Here is a 16,581-nt window from a genome sequence, read left to right as displayed (position 1 = left end):
GTGCGCGGGTGGGCTCGGGAGGGCTGGAGTTGCCCCCTGGTGACGAGGGTCACGAGGGGAACTCCGCAGACGTCCCGCCCGGCACGGTGTCCCTGGCGCGTCCCATGGACGCGGGCGCCGGCGCCATCGGACCGGAGCTGGACTGGGACGCCGAGGCCTGGCGCGAGGTGCGGACCCGCGCCCAGCGGGCGGGCCGGGCCTACATCTGGCTGAACCTCGTCGAACAGCGGCTGCGCGCGGTCGTGGCCGCTGTGCTGCGTCCCATCTACGAACCCGTCCACGGCGACGACTGGGTGGTCGCGGCGGCGGGACCGGCCGGGCAGGAGTGGGTGCAGCGCGCGGTCGCCGTACGCGAAGTCAGCCGCCGCAAGGGCTACTTGCTGGACCCGGCCGACGACAACGTCCTCAGCTTCCTGACGCTGCCGCAGCTGCGCGAGCTGATGGTGCAGCACTGGCCGTGCTTCGAGCCCTACGTCGACGAGCGCCGGGACGTCGAACTCGCCCTGGACGAGCTGGAAGTGACCCGGAACGTCGTCTCGCGCAACCGGGCGCTGTCCGAGGCGGTCCTGAACCAGGCCGAACGCGCCTCGGCGCGGCTGCTGGAGATCCTCGGCGCGGGCGGTGACGTCCCCTCGGCACGCCGGCTGCCCGTGGACGCGGTCGAGGACCTGGTCGGCGACCGGTACGGCGATGTGGTGGCCGTCCATCCCGACCGGGTACGGCTGCTGCGGCAGTTCCCGGCCGAGGACATCTTCGGCGGGGCCCGGCGGCTGGACGCCATCGGTATCGGCCTCAACCTCCTCGTGCAGAACTTCTCCGGCCGGCGCCTGGTGCGGCTGGCCGAGTCGGGCTGCCGGGTGCGGCTGCTGTTCCTGAACCCGGCGTCCAGCGCGGTGAAGCGGCGCGAGCGGGAACTGGGCATCAAGCGGGGCGAACTGAGCCGGTCGGTCGAGATGAACATCCTGCACATGCGCCGGGTCCGGGCCCGGCTGCGCGACCCCGGGGCCTTCGAGATCCAGGTCTACGACGAGACCCCCCGCTTCACGGCCTATCTGGTCGACGGCGACGGCTCGGACGGCATCGCGGTCCTGCAGTCCTATCTGCGCCGCAGCCGGGGCATGGAGGCGCCGGTGCTCGTGCTGCGCGGCGGGAGCAGGGTGGTCAAGTCGGGCGATGTGGACGACGGCGGGCTCTTCCCGACCTACCGCGAGGAGTTCGAGGTGGCATGGGCGGATTCGCGTCCTGTGTCCTGAACTGCTCCCCGAGGTCGGCCGGGCCAAGCGGAACGCGCCCCTCTGATTGTCAGTGGCACATGGGAAGGTGGAGGCCACTGGGGGAAAGCACCACCAAGAAGGGGGACCGCCCATGGGCTGGCACCGTGAGCTGCTGATCGGGTTCGACCTGGAGACGACCGGCACGGATCCGCGTGAGGCACGCATCGTCACCGGAGCCGTGATCGAGGTCAGAGGCGGACAGGTCCTGGGACGCCGGGAGTGGCTGGCGGATCCCGGCGTGGAGATCCCGGCCGAAGCGGTGGCGGTGCACGGCATCAGCAACGAACGCGCGGCCACCGAGGGCCGCCCCGCGGACCAGGTGGCCGATGCCGTCGCGGACGTCCTGGCGGGCTACTGGAAGACGGGCGTCCCGGTCGTCGCGTACAACGCCGCCTTCGATCTGAGCCTGCTCTCCGCCGAACTGCGGCGGCACGGACTGCCGTCGCTGCGCGACCGGCTCGGCGGACAGGACCCCGCGCCCGTGATCGACCCGTACACCATCGACCGCTGGGCCGACCGCTACCGCCGCGGCAAGCGCAACCTGGAGGCGGTCTGCGCGGAGTACGGCGTCAGCCTCGACTCCGCCCACGACGCCTCGGCCGACGCCCTCGCCGCGGCCCGGCTGGCCGGTGCGATAGCCGACCGCCACCCCAAGATCGCGGCCCTCGGCCCGGCGGAACTGCACCGCCGCCAGATCGAGTGGTACGCCGAGTGGGCGGCGGACTTCCAGAGCTTCCTGCGCCGCAAGGGCGAGACCGGGGCCGTGATCGACGGCACCTGGCCGCTGCGGGAGCCGGCGGACGAGACGGTCTGATCACCGGGCGGGATCCGCGACGCGCTCGGCGGGACCCGCGATCCGTTCGATCCGTGGCTCGGCCAGCCGCGCGTAGTCGGCGCCGGAGATGAGCAGCGACCGGTCCAGCCGGGCCGCGTTGAAGTACAGCTTCGGCTGGGCCACCACCTCGGGATCGGCGACCACCTCGAGCTCGGGGTCGAAGCTGAACGGCAGCACGGTGCCCGGCACCGAGCGGGCCAGCCGCTCGGCGGTCCCCGGGTCGCTGAACCCGGCGTAGCGCGCCGCGTACAGCTCCCGTACGGCGTCCAGGTCGACCCGCCGGTCCCCGGGGACGACCGCGAGGACGTGCCGCGTGGTGCGGCGGTCGACCTTCACCCGCAGCACGATGCACTTCGCGGCCTGGGAGGCCGGGTGGCCGCGCAGCGCGCAGACGGCCTCGGTGGCGCCCTCGGGCGCGTGGTCGAGGAGTTGGTAGTCGACGGAGGAGGAGTCGAGCAGGGAGATCAGGTGGTGGTAAGTGGCGTGCTCGGACATGCGGCATCCCGTTCGGTGCGAGGAGTGGGCGGCGGAGGCGGTGGCGGCGTCCGTGACGGAGGCGGTGGCGCCGCGCGGTGGGCGCGCTCCACGGCCTGCCCCCAGTACGTGCCGGTGAGCATCAGCGCCGCGCCCAGGCCGGTGAGCGCGGTGAGGTGCTCGCCGCCGAGGGCGATGCCCACGGCCACGGCCCACAGCGGCTCGGTGCCCAGCAGCAGGCTGGCCCGGCTCGCGGAGGTGCGCTGAACGGCCCAGGTCTGCGCGAGAAAGGCGAACACGCTGCAGAACAGGGCCAGATACACCAGCTGGGTCCAGGTCGCCGAGTCGGCGCGGGCCAGCGTCGGCAGTCCGGCTCCGGCGGCGGGCAGGAACAGGACCGTGCCGACGAGGGTCTGCACCGTCGTCAGCTGCAGCGGACGGACCGCCCGTCCGACGGTGAGCCGTCCGACCAGGACGACATGGCCGGCCCGCACCACCGCCGCGCCGAGCATCAGCAGGTCGCCGAGGCGCGGCGCGTGGAAGCCGTTGCCGGACATCAGCAGGGCGACGGCGAGGACACAGACGCCGGTGGCGGCGTAGAAGGCGGGCGGCAGTCCGCCGGGGCGGCCGGCGCGGTCGAGGAGGGGGGTGAGTACGATGGTCAGGCTGATGATGAGCCCCGCGTTGGCGGCGGTGGTGTGGGCGACGCCGTACGTCTCCACGATCAGCACCGCCGCCTGGGTCAGACCCAGCGGCACCCCGGCGCGCAGTTCGTCGCGGGTCCACCGGCGCGCGCCGCGCCGGGAGAGGACGAGGCCGAGACAGGCGAGCGCGGACAGGGCGTAGCGGGCGAACAGCACCAGCAGGACGGGCAGGGCGGCGGTGGCCGTCTGGGCGGAGAGATAGCTCGATCCCCAGACGACCGCGACCAGGAGGAGTACCGCATCGGTACGGCGGACGTCGGACACGTGCCTACGGTGCACCGATCCGTCTCTGAAGCCCAGTAGCAGTTTCTAAAAGGATCTTTTAGCGCTCCTACACTGAGAGGATGGACGAACGGCAGCTGCGGATCCTGCGGGAGCTGGGCGAACTGGGCAGTGTCACCGCCGTCGCCGAGGCCATGCTGGTGACGCCGTCGGCGATCTCCCAGCAGCTCAGGCTGCTCCAGCGGGCGATCCCGGTCCCGCTCACCGAGCGGCAGGGCAGGCGGCTGGTGCTGACCGACGCCGGGCAGGCGCTGGCGGGTGCCGCCGCGGAGGTCGAGACGGCGCTGGCGCGGGCCCGGGGCAGCGTCGAGGAGTTCGTGGGACGGCCGGACGGGGAGGTGTCGGTGGCCGCCTTCCACAGCGCGGGCGGCACCTTCTTCCCGCTGTTGCTGCGCGCGCTCGCCGGGCCGGATCGACCGGTGCCGAGACTCGCCGACGAGGACGTGCCCCAGGAGGACTTCCCGCGGCTGACCCGGGAGTACGACATCGTCCTCGCCCACCGGCTGGACCACGCCCCACCCTGGCCGGACACGGTCACGGTGACCACGCTCCTGCGGGAACCCCTGGATGTGGCCCTGCCCAAGGACCACCCCCTGGCCGCCAAGCGCCGGGTCACCCCGCGCGACGTGGCCGACGAACCCTGGATCACCGTCCACGACGGCTTCCCGGTGCTGGCCACGATCGACGCCGTCGCGGCGGCGGCCGGGCGCCGGCTCCATCTCGCCCATCGCATCAACGAGTTCGCGGTGGTCGCCGAGGTGGTCGCGGCGGGCGGAGGGATCGCCCTGATGCCCCGCTGGACGACCCGCCCCCACCCCGCCCTGACCCTCAGGCCCTTGAGCGGTGTCCAGGCCAGACGCCACATCGACGCCCTCTACCGCCCCGAACGCACGGCGAGGAAGGCGGTGCGGACGGTCCTGGCCGAACTCCGCCGCGCGGCCCGTTCGATCCAGGCCCCCGACACCTGACGCCGCCTCCGGCCGGCCCCGTGGGCCACGGCCGTGGCCGGGTCCGAAGGGCCGAAACGTGACCGACGGCGGCGGGTACGACGAACTGAACTCGGACGTGCTGTCCGGCCTCGCCCGCATGGTCACCGAGCGGGCCCGGCAGGCGCAGAACGGTGACGAACCGTCCGCCGTCTTCGCCGAGGCGCCCTGGGCGGCCGGGGCTCAGAACGGATACCAGCGCACCGTCTCGTCCCCGTCCCGCAGGGAGGTGACCCGGCGGCGGAACTCCTCCAGGGCCTTCGGGTTGCTCGGCGCGTGCTGTGCCACCCAGGCGCAGCTCGCGGTCTCCCGGGCTCCGCGCAGGACCGGGCAGCCCTCCCACTCGCGTACGTCCCAGCCGTAGGCGGAGACGAAGGACTCGTAGGACTCGGCGGGCAGGCCGTAGCGGTCCCGGGACAGGGCCATCACGACCAGGTCGTGCTCCCGCAGGTCGCTGGAGAAGGTCTCCAGGTCCACCAGTACGGGCCCCTCGGGGCCGACGTGCACGTTCCGGGGCAGCGCGTCCCCGTGGATCGGCCCCCGGGGCAGGCGCGGGATGAGACCGGCCGCGGCCTCCGCGAAACCGTCCCGTCGCTCGCGGAGGTACGCGGCGTCCGCGGGGTCGATCGCGTCGCCCGCGAGTCGCAGCCAGCGCTCCACTCCGCCGAGCAGGTCGCGCGGCGGCAGGGTGAAGGAGGGCGCGGGCAGGGCGTGCACGACCCGTAGGAGTTCGGCCAAGTCGCGCGGCTTGGCAGGGCGCACCGGATCCGGCAGCCGGTGCCACACGGTCACCGGGTGACCCGCCACCAGGAGGGGCTCGGGCGCGGCGGCCCGGACCGCCGGTACGCCCGCCTTCGCCAGCCACACCGCGATGTCCAGTTCGCGCCGGGCGCGGTCCATCAGCTCCGCGTCCCGGCCCACCTTGACGACCAGGTCACCGGCGGCGAACACGGCGTTCTCGCCCAGGGCGAGGAGAGCCGCGTCTCGTGCCGGACCGGGCAGCACCTCCGCCGCGGCCAGTACCTCCCGGGCCCGCATCTCGTCCATCGTCCGCCTCCCTGTCGCCCTCAGCGCGTGGTCACCCGGTGGCCAGTCTCGCATTCGCACTGGTGGGAAGGTGTGCGCGGGCTCTTGACGGCGCACACACCTGTCACGACCATGACCAAACCCAGTCCGAGATCGCCACGAGCCGTGCGAGGAGCCGATCACGTGACCTTGGTGACCGCGACGAAGCGGTCGGCACCAGGCGGGCCGCCCCGCGCGGGCGGAGCCTGGTTCCTCGTGCTGCCCGCGCTGATCCCGATCCTGCTGCTCAGCGTCGGCCCGCTGCTGTACGGCATCCTGCTGGCCTTCACCGACTCCCAGTCGGGCCGCACCCAGCCCACCCAGTGGATCGGCGGTCTCAACTTCCGGGATCTGCTCGAGGACAGCCTGTTCTGGGAGTCGTTCCGGATCGGTCTGGTCTGGGCCGTCGGGGTCACCGTCCCGCAGTTCCTGCTGGCGCTCGGGCTCGCCCTGCTGCTCAACCAGGACCTCAAACTGCGTTGGCTGGCCCGCGCCCTCGCGATCATCCCCTGGGCCATGCCGGAGGTGGTGGTCGGGGTGATGTGGCGGCTGGTCTACAACCCGGACGCCGGAATCCTCAACGAGACGATCCGCGACCTCGGCCTCGGCGACGGACGGGACTGGCTCAGCGGCTTGGCCACCGCCCTGCCCGCCGTCATCGTCGTCGGCGTCTGGGCCGGGATGCCGACCACCACCGTCGCTCTGCTCGCCGGCCTCCAGAACACCCCGCGCGAACTCCACGAGGCCGCCGCCATGGACGGCGCGGGCGCCTGGCGCCGCTTCTGGACCGTCACCTGGCCCGCGCTCCGGCCGGTCGCCCTCGCGATCACCGCGCTCAACCTGATCTGGAGCTTCAACTCCTTCGCCCTGGTCTACGTCCTGACCAGCGGCGGCCCCGGCGGCCGCACCCGCCTGCCGATGCTCTTCGCCTACGAAGAGGCCTTCCGCTACGGCCAGTTCGGCTACGCCGCCGCGATGGGCTGCGTGATGGTCGCCCTGATCTCGGTCCTGCTCGCACTGTTCCTGGTGGGCCGACTGCGCGGAGGTGCGCCGGAATGAAGACGAGCACCGCGGCCCGGGTGGGCCAGTACGCGGCCCTCCTGGCCTACCTCCTCTTCCTCGCGTTCCCCTTCCTCTGGCTGCTGTCCACCGCCTTCAAACCGCCCCGCGAACTCGGCAGCCTGCATCCCACCTGGATCCCCGAGAACCCCACCCTCGACAACTTCCGCCAGGCCTTCGACGAACAGCCCCTGCTGGAGGCCGCGTCGAACTCCCTGGTCGCCGCCGTCTCGGCCGCGCTGATCGCCGTGGTCGTCGCGACCCCCATGGCCTACGTCATGGCCCGTCAGCGCACCCGGCTCGCGCGCGCCGCGACCGGCTGGGTCGTGGTCAGCCAGGCGTTCCCGCTCGTCCTGGTGATCATCCCGTTGTTCCTGGTGCTGAAGAACCTCCGGCTGATCGACTCACTGTTCGGGCTGATCCTGGTGTACGTCGTCTGGGCGCTGCCGTTCGCGCTGTGGATGCTCGTCGGATACGTCCGGGCCGTGCCGGCCGAGCTGGAGGAGGCGGCCGCCGTCGACGGGGCCGGACGGCTGCGCACCCTGGTCTCGGTGACCGCGCCGCTGCTCGCGCCGGGCATCGTGGCGACCGGCCTCTTCGCCTTCGTCACCGCGTGGAACGAGTTCTTCTTCGCGCTGGTGCTGCTGAAGACCCCGGAGAAACAGACCCTGCCGGTGGTGCTCACCCACTTCATCGGCGCGGAGGGCGTCGCCGACCTCGGCCCGCTGGCCGCGGCCGCCTTCCTCGCCACCCTTCCGTCGCTGGTCGTCTTCGCGGTCGTCCAACGCCGGATCACGGGCGGCACGCTCGCGGGGGCGGTGAAGAACTGATGGGCGGTCAAGTGGCGGTGCGCGCACGCTGGATCCTCGTCCTGCTCCTCCTCCTGGGCGGCTGCACCGGCGGCTCCTCGGACGACGACGGCCGTGTCACCCTCCGCTTCCAGTCCCTGGCCTGGCAGGAGGAGTCCGTCGCGGTCAACAAGGAGCTCGTCGAGGAGTGGAACGCGAGCCATCCCGACGTCAAGGTCGAGTACGTTCAGGGCAGTTGGGACAGCGTCCACGACCAGCTGCTCACCGCCTTCGAGGGCGGTGAGGCACCGGACATCGTCCACGACGCCTCCGACGACCTCGCGGACTTCGCCTACGGCGGCCATCTCGCCGAGCTGACCGACCTGCTGCCCGCCCGCCTCAAGTCCGACATCCCGGAGCGCAGTTGGCGTACGACGACTTTCGGTGACGGTGTCTACGGCGTGCCGTTCCTCCAGGAGCCGCGCGTGCTCATCGCCAACGCCACCTGGCTGAAGGAGTCGGGCGTACGGATCCCCACCCCGGAACGGCCCTGGACCTGGCCGGAGTTCCGCCGGATCACCCAGGAGCTGAGCGGTGCGGGGAAGTACGGCGTGGCCTGGCCGCTGAAGGAACCCGTCTCCGCCACTCTCAACCTCTCCCTGTCGGCCGGCGGGCAGCTCTTCCACCGGGACGCCGACGGCAAGGTCGAAGTCCGCTTCCGGACTCCCGACGAGGTGGTCCCGCGGACCATCCACGACCAGGTCAACACCGATGACAGCGCCTCCGCCTCGACCCTCGGCAGCGGCGGCTCGGACACCCTGCCCGGCTTCTTCGGCGGCCGGTACGCGATGGTCCCGCTCGGCTTCTCCTACCGTCAGCAGATCGTGCAGCAGGCCCCGGAGGGCTTCGACTGGCAGGTGCTCCCCGCCCCGGCGGGCGCGGACGGGCTCACCCAGGGCGTCAGCCCGCAGACCCTCTCCATCGCCGAGGACAGCCCGCACCAGCGGGAGGCCGCCGAGTTCATCGACTTCCTGCTCCGGCCCGAGAACATGGTCCGCCTCGCCCTCGGCGACTGGATGCTCCCCACCGGCACCGAGGCGCTGAAGGACCCGGCCCTGCACACCGCCGAGCACGACTGGGCGACCGGCACCGCCCTCGCCGAGCACCTGCGCTCGGCGCCCGCCCAGTCCGTGCGGGGCTACCCGGAGTGGAAGGACAAGGTCGCCACGCCCGCCCTCCAGGAGTACTACAGCGGGGCGATCGGCCTCGACGAGCTGCGCGACCGGCTGGAGGACGACGGCAACCTGGTCCTGGCCCGCTACCAGCGCTGAGCAGCCGTCGTACCACGTCGAAAACCAGTTGTGGGTCCACGGGCCGCCCTCCTACCGTGCCCTGCGTGGGAGCCTTCAACGCGATCTTCATCTCCGGTCTCGGCCGGGGCTGCACGCATGCCATCCGGATCCGTCGTGGCCTCGGAGCCCTGACCGGCCCGGGGGGCCGCACCCGCTGACGTCAGCGCGGGCGCGGTAGAGCCTCCGTCTTCTCTTCTCTGTCTTCCGGTCAGGGCCTTCGGCTGCCCATCTTCCCTTTCACGGAAGACAAGGACCGCAGGCCATGGCCCGCTCCACGCACGTTTCCCGCGCGCTCTCGCAGCACTTCCTCGCCGACCGCGCCACCGCCGAACGCTTCGCCCGGCTCGCCGTCCCACCCGGCCGCAGGGCCGATCTGATGCTCGAAGTGGGGGCGGGGAAGGGCGCGTTGACCGCCGCACTCGCCCCTCGTTGCCGGGAACTGCGTGCCTGTGAGATCGACCCCCGGCTGCTCCCCGCACTGCGCGCCCGCTTCTTGGCCACGCCCCAAGTCCGGGTGTGCGGTGGTGACTTCCTCGCTCTGCGGCCGCCGGGCACCCCCTTCTCGGTCGCCGGCAACGTTCCCTTCTCGCGCACCGCGGACATCGTCGACTGGTGTCTGCGCGCCCCCACCCTCATGGAGGCCACCCTGATCACGCAGCTGGAGTACGCCCGCAAACGCACCGGCGACTTCGGGAGCTGGACCCTGCTGACCGTCCGCGGTTGGCCGCGCCACGAGTGGCGGCTGGTCGGTCGCGTCGACCGGACCCGGTTCCGGCCCGCGCCCCGCGTGGACGCCGGGATCCTGCGCATCGAACGGCGTCCCGTGCCCCTGCTCGACCGCGCCGGGTACGCGAGCTGGCGCCACCTGGTCGAACTCGGGTTCTCCGGGGTCGGCGGCTCGCTGCACGCCTCCCTGCGCCGGGCCCGGCCCCGAAGCCGCGTGGACGCCGCCTTCCGGGCCGCCGGACTCGATCCGAGGGTGCTGGTGGGGGAGGTCGCACCGGAGCGCTGGCTGCGGCTGCACGAGGTGCTGGGGAGCCGTCCGTGCACCTGAGCCGACTGACGTCGCTGCCGCTGAGCCGCGTGACCTGGGCGCCCTCCGAGCCGGACGACGTCCTCGATTCCGGAGCTCCCGGGTTGCACGAGACGTCTCGTCTCGTTTACTCTCGTCCCCATGACCTCACCCGCGCACATCGCCATGTTCTCCATCGCCGCCCACGGCCACGTGAACCCGAGCCTGGAGGTGATCCGTGAGCTCGTCGCGCGCGGGCACCGGGTCACCTACGCGATCCCGCCCGTGTTCGCCGACAAGGTCGCCGAGACCGGCGCCGAGCCGAAGCCGTGGAACTCGACCCTGCCCGGACCCGACGCCGACCCGGAGGCCTGGGGCAGCACCCTGCTGGACAACGTCGAGCCGTTCCTGGCCGACGCCGTCCAGGCGCTGCCGCAGCTCGTCGAGGCCTACGAGGGCGACGAACCGGACCTCGTCCTGCACGACATCACCTCCTACCCCGCCCGGGTCCTCGCCCATCGCTGGGGCGTGCCCGCGATCTCGCTCTCGCCGAACCTGGTCGCCTGGGAGGGCTACGAGGAGGAGGTCGCCGAGCCGATGTGGGCCGAGCCCAGGAAGACCGAGCGGGGACGGGCCTACTACGCGCGCTTCCAGAGCTGGCTGGCGGACAACGGCATCACCCAGCACCCGGATCCGTTCGTCGGCCGCCCCGACCGCTCGCTCGTCCTGATCCCGAAGGCACTGCAGCCGAACGCGGACCGGGTGGACGAGAGGGTGCACAGCTTCGTCGGCGCCTGCCAGGGCGACCGTAGAGGCGAGGGGGACTGGCGGCGGCCGGCCGGTGCAGAGAAGGTCGTGCTCGTCTCGCTCGGCTCGGCCTTCACCAAGCAGCCCGGCTTCTACCGGGAGTGCGTCCAGGCCTTCGGTGAGCTGTCGGGCTGGCACCTGGTGCTCCAGATCGGCCGGCATGTCGACCCCGCCGAGCTGGGCGACGTACCGCCGAACGTCGAAGTGCACTCGTGGGTACCGCAGTTGGCCGTGCTCAAGCAGGCCGACCTGTTCGTCACCCACGCCGGCGCGGGCGGCAGCCAGGAGGGCATGGCCACCGCCACCCCGATGATCGCCGTACCGCAGGCAGTGGACCAGTTCGGCAACGCGGAGATGCTCCGGACCCTCGGTGTCGCCCGGCTGCTACCCACCGAGGAGGCCACCGCAGACGCCCTGCGCGCGACCGCGCTGGCCCTCGTCGACGACCCCGAGGTGGCCCGGCGGCTGAAGGAGATCCAGGCGCGGATGGCCGAGGAGGGCGGCACCCGGCGGGCCGCCGACCTCATCGAGGCCGAGCTGCCCGCGCGCTGAACACGGTCGAGGGCCCGTCGACTCCCCCGTGAGTCGACGGGCCCTCCGTCCTTACCGGGTCACGCTCAGACCGGGACGCGCTCTCCCTCGTCGTCCAGCGCCTTGCGGGTGACCACCTCGGGCGTCTCGTCGTGCGTGAGGTCCGGCAGTCGGTTCAGCCACTTCGGCAGGTACCAGTTGCGCTCACCGAGCAGCGCCATGACCGCCGGGAGCAGCACACCCCGGATGATCGTCGCGTCGATGAGCACCGCCGCCGCGAGGCCCACGCCCATCTGCTTCATGGACTGCATGGACAGCGTGCCGAAGATCGCGAACACGGCGACCATGATGACCGCGGCGCTGGTGACGACACCCGCCGTGGTGACCACTCCGTGCTTGATCGCCTCGTTCGTCGTACGGCCCTTCAGCCGCGCCTCGCGGATCCGGGAGACCACGAACACGTGGTAGTCCATCGACAGGCCGAACAGGATCACGAAGAGGAACAGCGGCAGCCAGCTGATGATGGCGCCCACGCCCTCCGCGCCCACCAGGGACGCGCCCCAGCCGTGCTGGAAGACGGCGACCAGGATGCCGTAGGCCGCGGCCACCGACAGCAGGTTGAGCGCGATGGAGGTGATCGCGATCGTCAGCGAGCGGAAGGACAGCAGCATCAGCAGGAAGGCGAAGACGACCACGAACGCGAAGACCGGGACGACCGCTCCGGCCAGCTGGTCGTTGAAGTCATGGCTGCCCGCGACCTGTCCGGTGATCGGTGCGTCGAGGCCGTCGACCTTGCCGAGGGTGGCCGGACGGACCTCGTCGCGCAGCTTCTCCAGACTCTCGCCCGCCTTGTCGAGGTCGGAGCCGCCCACCAGCGGGACGTACACGAAGGCGAGGTTCTGCGCGTCGTGCAGCTTGATCTCGACCGGGCCGCGCGAGGCACCCGAGTCCACCGCCTCCTTCTTGAAGTCGGCGAGCGCGCCCTGCACCTCGGGGGCGTTGATGTCCTCCGCCTTGACGACCACCTCGGCCGGCTCGGAGCCGCCCGGGAAGGCGTCGTTGACCCGGTTGTAGGTCTGCACGATGGGCAGCGAGTCGCCGAACTCCTGGTCCAGCGTGAGGTTCTGGGTCTTCATGCCGACCGCCGGAGCGGCGACCGCGAGCAGCGCGCCCGTCGCGACGACCACCGAGACGACCGGACGCTTCAGTACGGCGCCCAGGACGGTCGTCCACAGGCGGCTCTCCTTGTTGACCTGCCCACGGTTGCGGCGCAGCTTGCTCTCGGGGTGCAGGTAGGGGATACGGCCCTTCTCGACCCGGTGGCCCAGCAGTGACAGCATCGCCGGAAGCACGGTCACCGAGCCGACCATGGCGACGGCCACCACGATCAACGAGGCCAGACCCATCGCCTCGAAGTCGGCGATCCCGGTGAACAGCATGCCCGCCATCGCCACACACACCGTGACACCGGAGACGACGATCGCGCGGCCACTGGTCGCCGCGGCGATCATCAGCGCCGTCTGCGGGTCGCGCCCCGCGGCTCGCTCCTCGCGCTCACGGCGCAGGTAGAACAGGCAGTAGTCGACGCCGACGGCCAGACCGACCAGCAGCATCACGGAGTTGGCGACATCGCCCATCGGCATCACATGGCTGACGATGCCCATCAGTCCCATCGTCGCCATGATCGCGGTGATGGCCAGCAGCACCGGGAGCAGCGCGGCGACGAGCGCGCCGAAGGCGATCAGCAGAATGCCGAGGGCCACCGGCACGGCCGAGTACTCGGCCTTCTTGAAGTCGTCCCCGAACGCGTCGTCGAACGTCTTCATCATGCTGGCGGAGCCGATCTGCTCGATCGTCAGCTCCGGGTGGTCCTTCTGGACCTCGGCCACGGCGTCCAGCACCGGCTCGACCCGCTCGGCCGCGGTCTCCGAGTCCCCCCGCATGTCGAACTGGACCAGCGCGCTGCGGCCGTCCTCCGAGAGGGTGTCCGTGTCGTACGGGGAGGTGATGTCGGTGACCTTGCCGGTCTCCTCCACCGCCTTCATCACCGCGGTGACCGCGGACCGGAACTCGGCGTCGGTGGCCTTGAGGCTCTTGTCCTTGGCCTGGACGAGGACGGTCTCCCCGGCCGGCTCCTCGATCCCCGAGTCATCGATGATCTGTGCGGCGGTCTTCGTCTCGCCCTTCAGCGACTGGCTCTCGTCGACGTCGACCCGGCCGGCCGCCGAACCGAGTCCCATCGCCAGGACGACGAACAGCACCCAGATGCCGACGGCAGCCCATCGGTGCCGGGCGCTCCAGCCGCCGGCCCGGGCGGCCAGGCCCCGCACCCGTATGTCTCCGTTCCCCATGACGGGCTTGCCCCCTTGTGTGCGGTAGCAGCCCCCTGCCGCCACCTTTCGTTTTGAAGGTATGGGGCGGATAAAGGCATCTCGTCGTGCTGCCCGGTGAAGTGAACCGGCCGAGAATCATCCCCTTGGACCCCGCCGTCTCCCCACTGGGGAGGAGGAGGCCCCTTACATCTATCTGGCGCGCCTTTGACAGGACGAAGCTGATTACGCAGCCTTGTTGAATAAGTCACAGGCGCGTGGAGCCCTTGATCGACAGCCTCCGGATCGGCCAGAGTTCGGCACAGTCCGCCGCGCCGGACCGGCCGTCGTGCCCACCCCCACGGGGCACGACGGCCGCCCTAGGGTGTGCGGATGACGACGACGTATGCGGCGCTGCTGCGGGGAATCAACGTGGGCGGCGCCAAGAAGGTCCCCATGGCCGAACTGCGCACTCTGATGACCGGACTCGGCCTGGACGACGTGCGCACCTACCTCCAGAGCGGCCAGGCGGTCTTCACGGCCGGGCACGGGGACGCGCAGTCGTGGGCCGATGAGATCACCGAGGCGGTGGCGGACCACTTCGGCTTCACGCTCGACGTCATCGTCCGCGACCACGCCTATCTGGCGGCCACCGTCGACGCCTGCCCGTTCCCGGCCGCCGAGCTGGAGGGCAAGCAGCTGCACGTCACGTACTTCTCCGCGCCGGTCGACGCCGAGCGCTTCGAGGACATCGACCGTGCCGCCTTCCTGCCCGAGGAGTTCCGGCTCGGCGACCGCTGCCTCTACCTGTACGCGCCGGACGGACTCGGCCGCTCCAAGCTCGCCGAACAACTCGCCAGGCCGCGCCGCACCAAGGGCGTGACCGCGACCACCCGGAACTGGAACACCGTGGTCAAGCTCATGGAGATGACCGCCAGTTGAGTGTGGGAGGCTCGTCCCATGCGCTACATCATCATCGGGGCGGGAGCGGTCGGCGGGGTCATCGGCGGACGGCTCGCCGGGGCGGGGCACGAGGTCGTGCTGGTGGCGCGCGGAGCGCACCTCGCGGCCCTGAGGGAGGCCGGGCTGCGGCTCAGGGTGCCGGACGGCGAGCACGTCCACCGGCTGCCCACGGTCCAGGGACCGGACGAACTCGGCCCCCTGCTCCCCGACGACGTGCTCGTCCTCGCCGTGAAGACCCAGGACACCGCGGCCGCCCTCGGCAGCTGGGGCCCGGCCCCGGTCGAGGGCGGCGGTACGGCGGCCGAACGGCTGCCCCTGCTGTGCGCGCAGAACGGGGTGGAGGGACAGCGGATCGCCCTGCGGGTCTTCCGGCGCGTGTACGGCGTCTGCGTCTGGCTGCCGGCGACCTTCGTCGAACCCGGCGTCGTCTCCGCGGCCGGCACCCCGCTCACGGGGATCCTCCACCTCGGCCGCCACCCCCACGGCACCGACGACCTCCTGCACGAGGTCTCCGCCTGCCTGGAGAAGGCCCACTTCGAGGCGCCGGTCGTGGCGGACGTCGCGCGCTGGCAGTACGCCAAGCTGCTGGCCAACCTCGGCAACGCGCTCGAGGCCGTCGGCGGGCCCGTGGCCGACGAGGCGGCGGTGGCGCTGTACGAGCGTGTGCGCGCGGAGGGAGTGCGCGTGCTGGACGCCGCCGGGATCGCCTACGCGAGCGTCGAGGAGCAACAGGCGGTCCGCGCTGACAAGGTCACCCTCGTGCCGCTCGACGGCGCCCCGCGCCAAGGCGGCTCGTCCTGGCAGTCACTGGCCCGGGGGACCGGCACCATCGAGGCCGACTACCTCAACGGCGAGATCGCCCTGCTCGGCCGCCTGCACGGCGTACCGACCCCGCTCAACGAACTCCTCCAGCACCTGGCCAACACCTTCGCCCGCGAGGGCCGTACGCCGGGTTCGATGCCGTTGGAGGAGTTGCTGAGGCTGGCTGACGCCGGGTAGTCAGGCGCCGAGTGCCGTCAGGACCGGTACGCGGGCCGCGTCGTAGCGCTCCAGCAGCAGGCGGGCCACCTCCGGCGCCGGGCCGAGGACGTCGGCCAGGACGTCCGCCCCGGCGGCACCCCGGGCGATGCGGTCCGGCAGGAAGCCGGGCGCGAGGACGTACGGCGCGACGGCCACCCGCTCGCAGCCGAGGGCACGCAGCTCGCGTACCGCGTCCTCGGTGCGGGGCAGGGCGGCGGAGGCGAACGCGGGCCGCACGGCGCACCAACCGGTGTGCCGCCACTCCCGCGCGATTTCTGCGATCACCGCGCTCGCCTCCGGATCGGTGGACCCCGCCGAGGCCAGCACGACCCCGGTCGAGGACTTGTCGGCGGGCGTGAGACCCGCCTCGTAGAGCCGTCGCTCCAGCGCCGCCAGCAGCAGCGGGGACGGGCCGAGCACCTCCGCCTGCCGGATGCGCAGCTGCGGCGGCGCGTCCCGCAGGACGGCGGGGATGTCGGCCTTCGCGTGGAAGGCGCGGGTCAGCAGCAGGGGCAGTGCCACGACCTCGCGCACACCCTCCGCCGCCAGGGACTCCAGCACGCCCTGCACGGACGGGATGTTGAAGTCCAGGAAGCCGGTCTCCACCCGCAGTCCGGGGCGCGTCGCGCGCACCCGCCGCACCAGGGCGTGCACGGTCGCGGCATGTCGCGGGTCGCGGCTGCCGTGCGCGATGACGAGAAGAACCGGCATGGCGTACCTCAGCTCCTCGTGAGCAGACCGCGGCTGCGCAGCACCCAGCGCTCCAGCGGGCTGAAGATCAGCAGATCGATGGCGATGCCGACGAGCAGGATCAGGAAGATGGCCAGGAACACCTGGGACATGCTCGCGTTGTTGCGGCCGTTCTCCAGCAACTGACCCAGCCCGACGCCCAGATCGGGCGACGAGGCGATGATCTCGGCGGCCATCAGCGAACGCCAGGAGAACGCCCAGCCCTGCTTCAGACCCGCCAGATAGCCCGGCAGCGCGCCCGGCATCACGATGTGCCAGGTGCCCTTCAGGCCCGACGCGCCCAGGGTGCGTCCGGCGCGCAGGAACAGCGGGGGGATCTGGTCGATGCCCGCGACCAGGCCGTTGGCGATCGAGGGGACCGCGCCGAGCA

15 protein-coding genes and 1 pseudogene are annotated in these 16,581 nt (G+C 71.9%); 10 read left to right on the top strand and 6 right to left on the bottom strand.

Annotated elements, in window-relative coordinates; genetic code table 11:
- Positions 1-8 precede the first annotated feature (8 nt).
- Both ACWDRW_RS37705 and ACWDRW_RS37700 read left to right on the top strand, forming a co-directional pair.
- Positions 9-1,253 (top strand): SAV2148 family HEPN domain-containing protein, encoded by a 1,245-nt coding sequence (locus tag ACWDRW_RS37705; RefSeq protein ID WP_451732255.1) that lies wholly within the window; start codon positions 9-11, stop codon positions 1,251-1,253.
- 112 nt (positions 1,254-1,365) lie between these two features.
- Complete coding sequence (locus ACWDRW_RS37700; RefSeq protein ID WP_451732252.1) at positions 1,366-2,088, top strand: exonuclease domain-containing protein; 723 nt, start codon at positions 1,366-1,368, stop codon at positions 2,086-2,088.
- Here ACWDRW_RS37700 and ACWDRW_RS37695 read toward each other — a convergent pair whose 3' ends face one another.
- Positions 2,089-2,604, bottom strand: coding sequence for a YbaK/EbsC family protein (locus tag ACWDRW_RS37695; protein WP_451732249.1), 516 nt, complete (start codon positions 2,602-2,604; stop codon positions 2,089-2,091). It abuts the gene before it with no gap.
- Positions 2,574-3,551, bottom strand: a complete 978-nt coding sequence (locus ACWDRW_RS37690; protein WP_451732246.1) for a DMT family transporter — start codon at positions 3,549-3,551, stop codon at positions 2,574-2,576. Before ACWDRW_RS37690 ends, ACWDRW_RS37695 begins: the two co-directional genes overlap by 31 nt.
- Positions 3,552-3,631: 80 nt before the next feature.
- On the opposite strand from ACWDRW_RS37690, the gene ACWDRW_RS37685 reads away from it, so the two are divergent.
- Positions 3,632-4,537 carry a LysR family transcriptional regulator gene (locus tag ACWDRW_RS37685; RefSeq protein WP_451732243.1) on the top strand — a complete coding sequence of 302 codons (906 nt, stop codon included), beginning with the start codon at positions 3,632-3,634 and terminating at the stop codon, positions 4,535-4,537.
- 201 nt (positions 4,538-4,738) lie between these two features.
- On the opposite strand, the gene ACWDRW_RS37680 is transcribed toward ACWDRW_RS37685, so the two are convergent.
- On the bottom strand, positions 4,739-5,602 hold the full coding sequence (locus ACWDRW_RS37680; protein WP_451732240.1) for a phosphotransferase enzyme family protein: 864 nt from the start codon (positions 5,600-5,602) through the stop codon (positions 4,739-4,741).
- A 162-nt stretch (positions 5,603-5,764) separates the two neighbouring features.
- Between ACWDRW_RS37680 and ACWDRW_RS37675 the strand changes: the two genes are divergently transcribed.
- The 5 genes and pseudogenes from ACWDRW_RS37675 (at position 5,765) to mgt (ending at position 11,190) form a co-directional block, all read left to right on the top strand.
- Entirely contained in the window at positions 5,765-6,679 is a 915-nt protein-coding gene (locus tag ACWDRW_RS37675) for a carbohydrate ABC transporter permease (protein WP_451732238.1), read from the top strand.
- Positions 6,676-7,509 (top strand): carbohydrate ABC transporter permease, encoded by an 834-nt coding sequence (locus ACWDRW_RS37670; protein WP_451732235.1) that lies wholly within the window; start codon positions 6,676-6,678, stop codon positions 7,507-7,509. Before ACWDRW_RS37675 ends, ACWDRW_RS37670 begins: the two co-directional genes overlap by 4 nt.
- On the top strand, positions 7,509-8,798 hold the full coding sequence (locus ACWDRW_RS37665) for an ABC transporter substrate-binding protein (protein WP_451732233.1): 1,290 nt from the start codon (positions 7,509-7,511) through the stop codon (positions 8,796-8,798). Before ACWDRW_RS37670 ends, ACWDRW_RS37665 begins: the two co-directional genes overlap by 1 nt.
- Positions 8,799-9,081: 283 nt before the next feature.
- Positions 9,082-9,873, top strand: a complete 792-nt coding sequence (gene erm, locus ACWDRW_RS37660) for an ErmE/ErmH/ErmO/ErmR family 23S rRNA (adenine(2058)-N(6))-methyltransferase (protein WP_451732230.1) — start codon at positions 9,082-9,084, stop codon at positions 9,871-9,873.
- An 83-nt stretch (positions 9,874-9,956) separates the two neighbouring features.
- A pseudogene (mgt, locus tag ACWDRW_RS37655) lies at positions 9,957-11,190 on the top strand (macrolide-inactivating glycosyltransferase).
- 65 nt (positions 11,191-11,255) lie between these two features.
- Here mgt and ACWDRW_RS37650 read toward each other — a convergent pair.
- A complete protein-coding gene (locus tag ACWDRW_RS37650) occupies positions 11,256-13,520 on the bottom strand; it encodes an MMPL family transporter (protein WP_451732227.1) in 2,265 nt (754 codons plus the stop codon).
- 351 nt (positions 13,521-13,871) lie between these two features.
- Here ACWDRW_RS37650 and ACWDRW_RS37645 point away from each other — a divergent pair, with 351 nt between their 5' ends.
- Positions 13,872-14,420, top strand: a complete 549-nt coding sequence (locus tag ACWDRW_RS37645) for a DUF1697 domain-containing protein (RefSeq protein WP_451732224.1) — start codon at positions 13,872-13,874, stop codon at positions 14,418-14,420.
- Positions 14,421-14,438: 18 nt separating this feature from the next.
- Positions 14,439-15,440 carry a ketopantoate reductase family protein gene (locus tag ACWDRW_RS37640; protein ID WP_451732221.1) on the top strand — a complete coding sequence of 334 codons (1,002 nt, stop codon included), beginning with the start codon at positions 14,439-14,441 and terminating at the stop codon, positions 15,438-15,440.
- On the opposite strand, the gene ACWDRW_RS37635 is transcribed toward ACWDRW_RS37640, so the two are convergent.
- Both ACWDRW_RS37635 and ACWDRW_RS37630 read right to left on the bottom strand, forming a co-directional pair.
- Positions 15,441-16,172 (bottom strand): sirohydrochlorin chelatase, encoded by a 732-nt coding sequence (locus tag ACWDRW_RS37635; RefSeq protein WP_451732218.1) that lies wholly within the window; start codon positions 16,170-16,172, stop codon positions 15,441-15,443.
- Between the two features lie 8 nt (positions 16,173-16,180).
- Positions 16,181-16,581 (bottom strand): ABC transporter permease (locus ACWDRW_RS37630; RefSeq protein ID WP_451732215.1); only part of this gene is annotated, 401 nt, incomplete at its 5' end.

This window comes from Streptomyces sp. NPDC003635, from assembly GCF_053587635.1.
Note: the sequence above shows the minus strand (reverse complement) of the source record. Positions and strands in the feature narration are given on the sequence as shown.

Excerpts from the sequence above, each read along its gene's own strand:
- ACWDRW_RS37670 (WP_451732235.1), top strand. The coding sequence starts at position 6,676 with ATGAAGACGAGCACCGCGGCCCGGGTGGGCCAGTACGCGGCCCTCCTG.
- erm (WP_451732230.1), top strand. The coding sequence starts at position 9,082 with ATGGCCCGCTCCACGCACGTTTCCCGCGCGCTCTCGCAGCACTTCCTC.
- ACWDRW_RS37665 (WP_451732233.1), top strand. The coding sequence starts at position 7,509 with ATGGGCGGTCAAGTGGCGGTGCGCGCACGCTGGATCCTCGTCCTGCTC.
- ACWDRW_RS37645 (WP_451732224.1), top strand. The coding sequence starts at position 13,872 with ATGACGACGACGTATGCGGCGCTGCTGCGGGGAATCAACGTGGGCGGC.
- ACWDRW_RS37700 (WP_451732252.1), top strand. The coding sequence starts at position 1,366 with ATGGGCTGGCACCGTGAGCTGCTGATCGGGTTCGACCTGGAGACGACC.
- ACWDRW_RS37635 (WP_451732218.1), bottom strand. The coding sequence starts at position 16,172 with ATGCCGGTTCTTCTCGTCATCGCGCACGGCAGCCGCGACCCGCGACAT.
- ACWDRW_RS37685 (WP_451732243.1), top strand. The coding sequence starts at position 3,632 with ATGGACGAACGGCAGCTGCGGATCCTGCGGGAGCTGGGCGAACTGGGC.
- ACWDRW_RS37695 (WP_451732249.1), bottom strand. The coding sequence starts at position 2,604 with ATGTCCGAGCACGCCACTTACCACCACCTGATCTCCCTGCTCGACTCC.
- ACWDRW_RS37650 (WP_451732227.1), bottom strand. The coding sequence starts at position 13,520 with ATGGGGAACGGAGACATACGGGTGCGGGGCCTGGCCGCCCGGGCCGGC.
- ACWDRW_RS37640 (WP_451732221.1), top strand. The coding sequence starts at position 14,439 with ATGCGCTACATCATCATCGGGGCGGGAGCGGTCGGCGGGGTCATCGGC.
- ACWDRW_RS37680 (WP_451732240.1), bottom strand. The coding sequence starts at position 5,602 with ATGGACGAGATGCGGGCCCGGGAGGTACTGGCCGCGGCGGAGGTGCTG.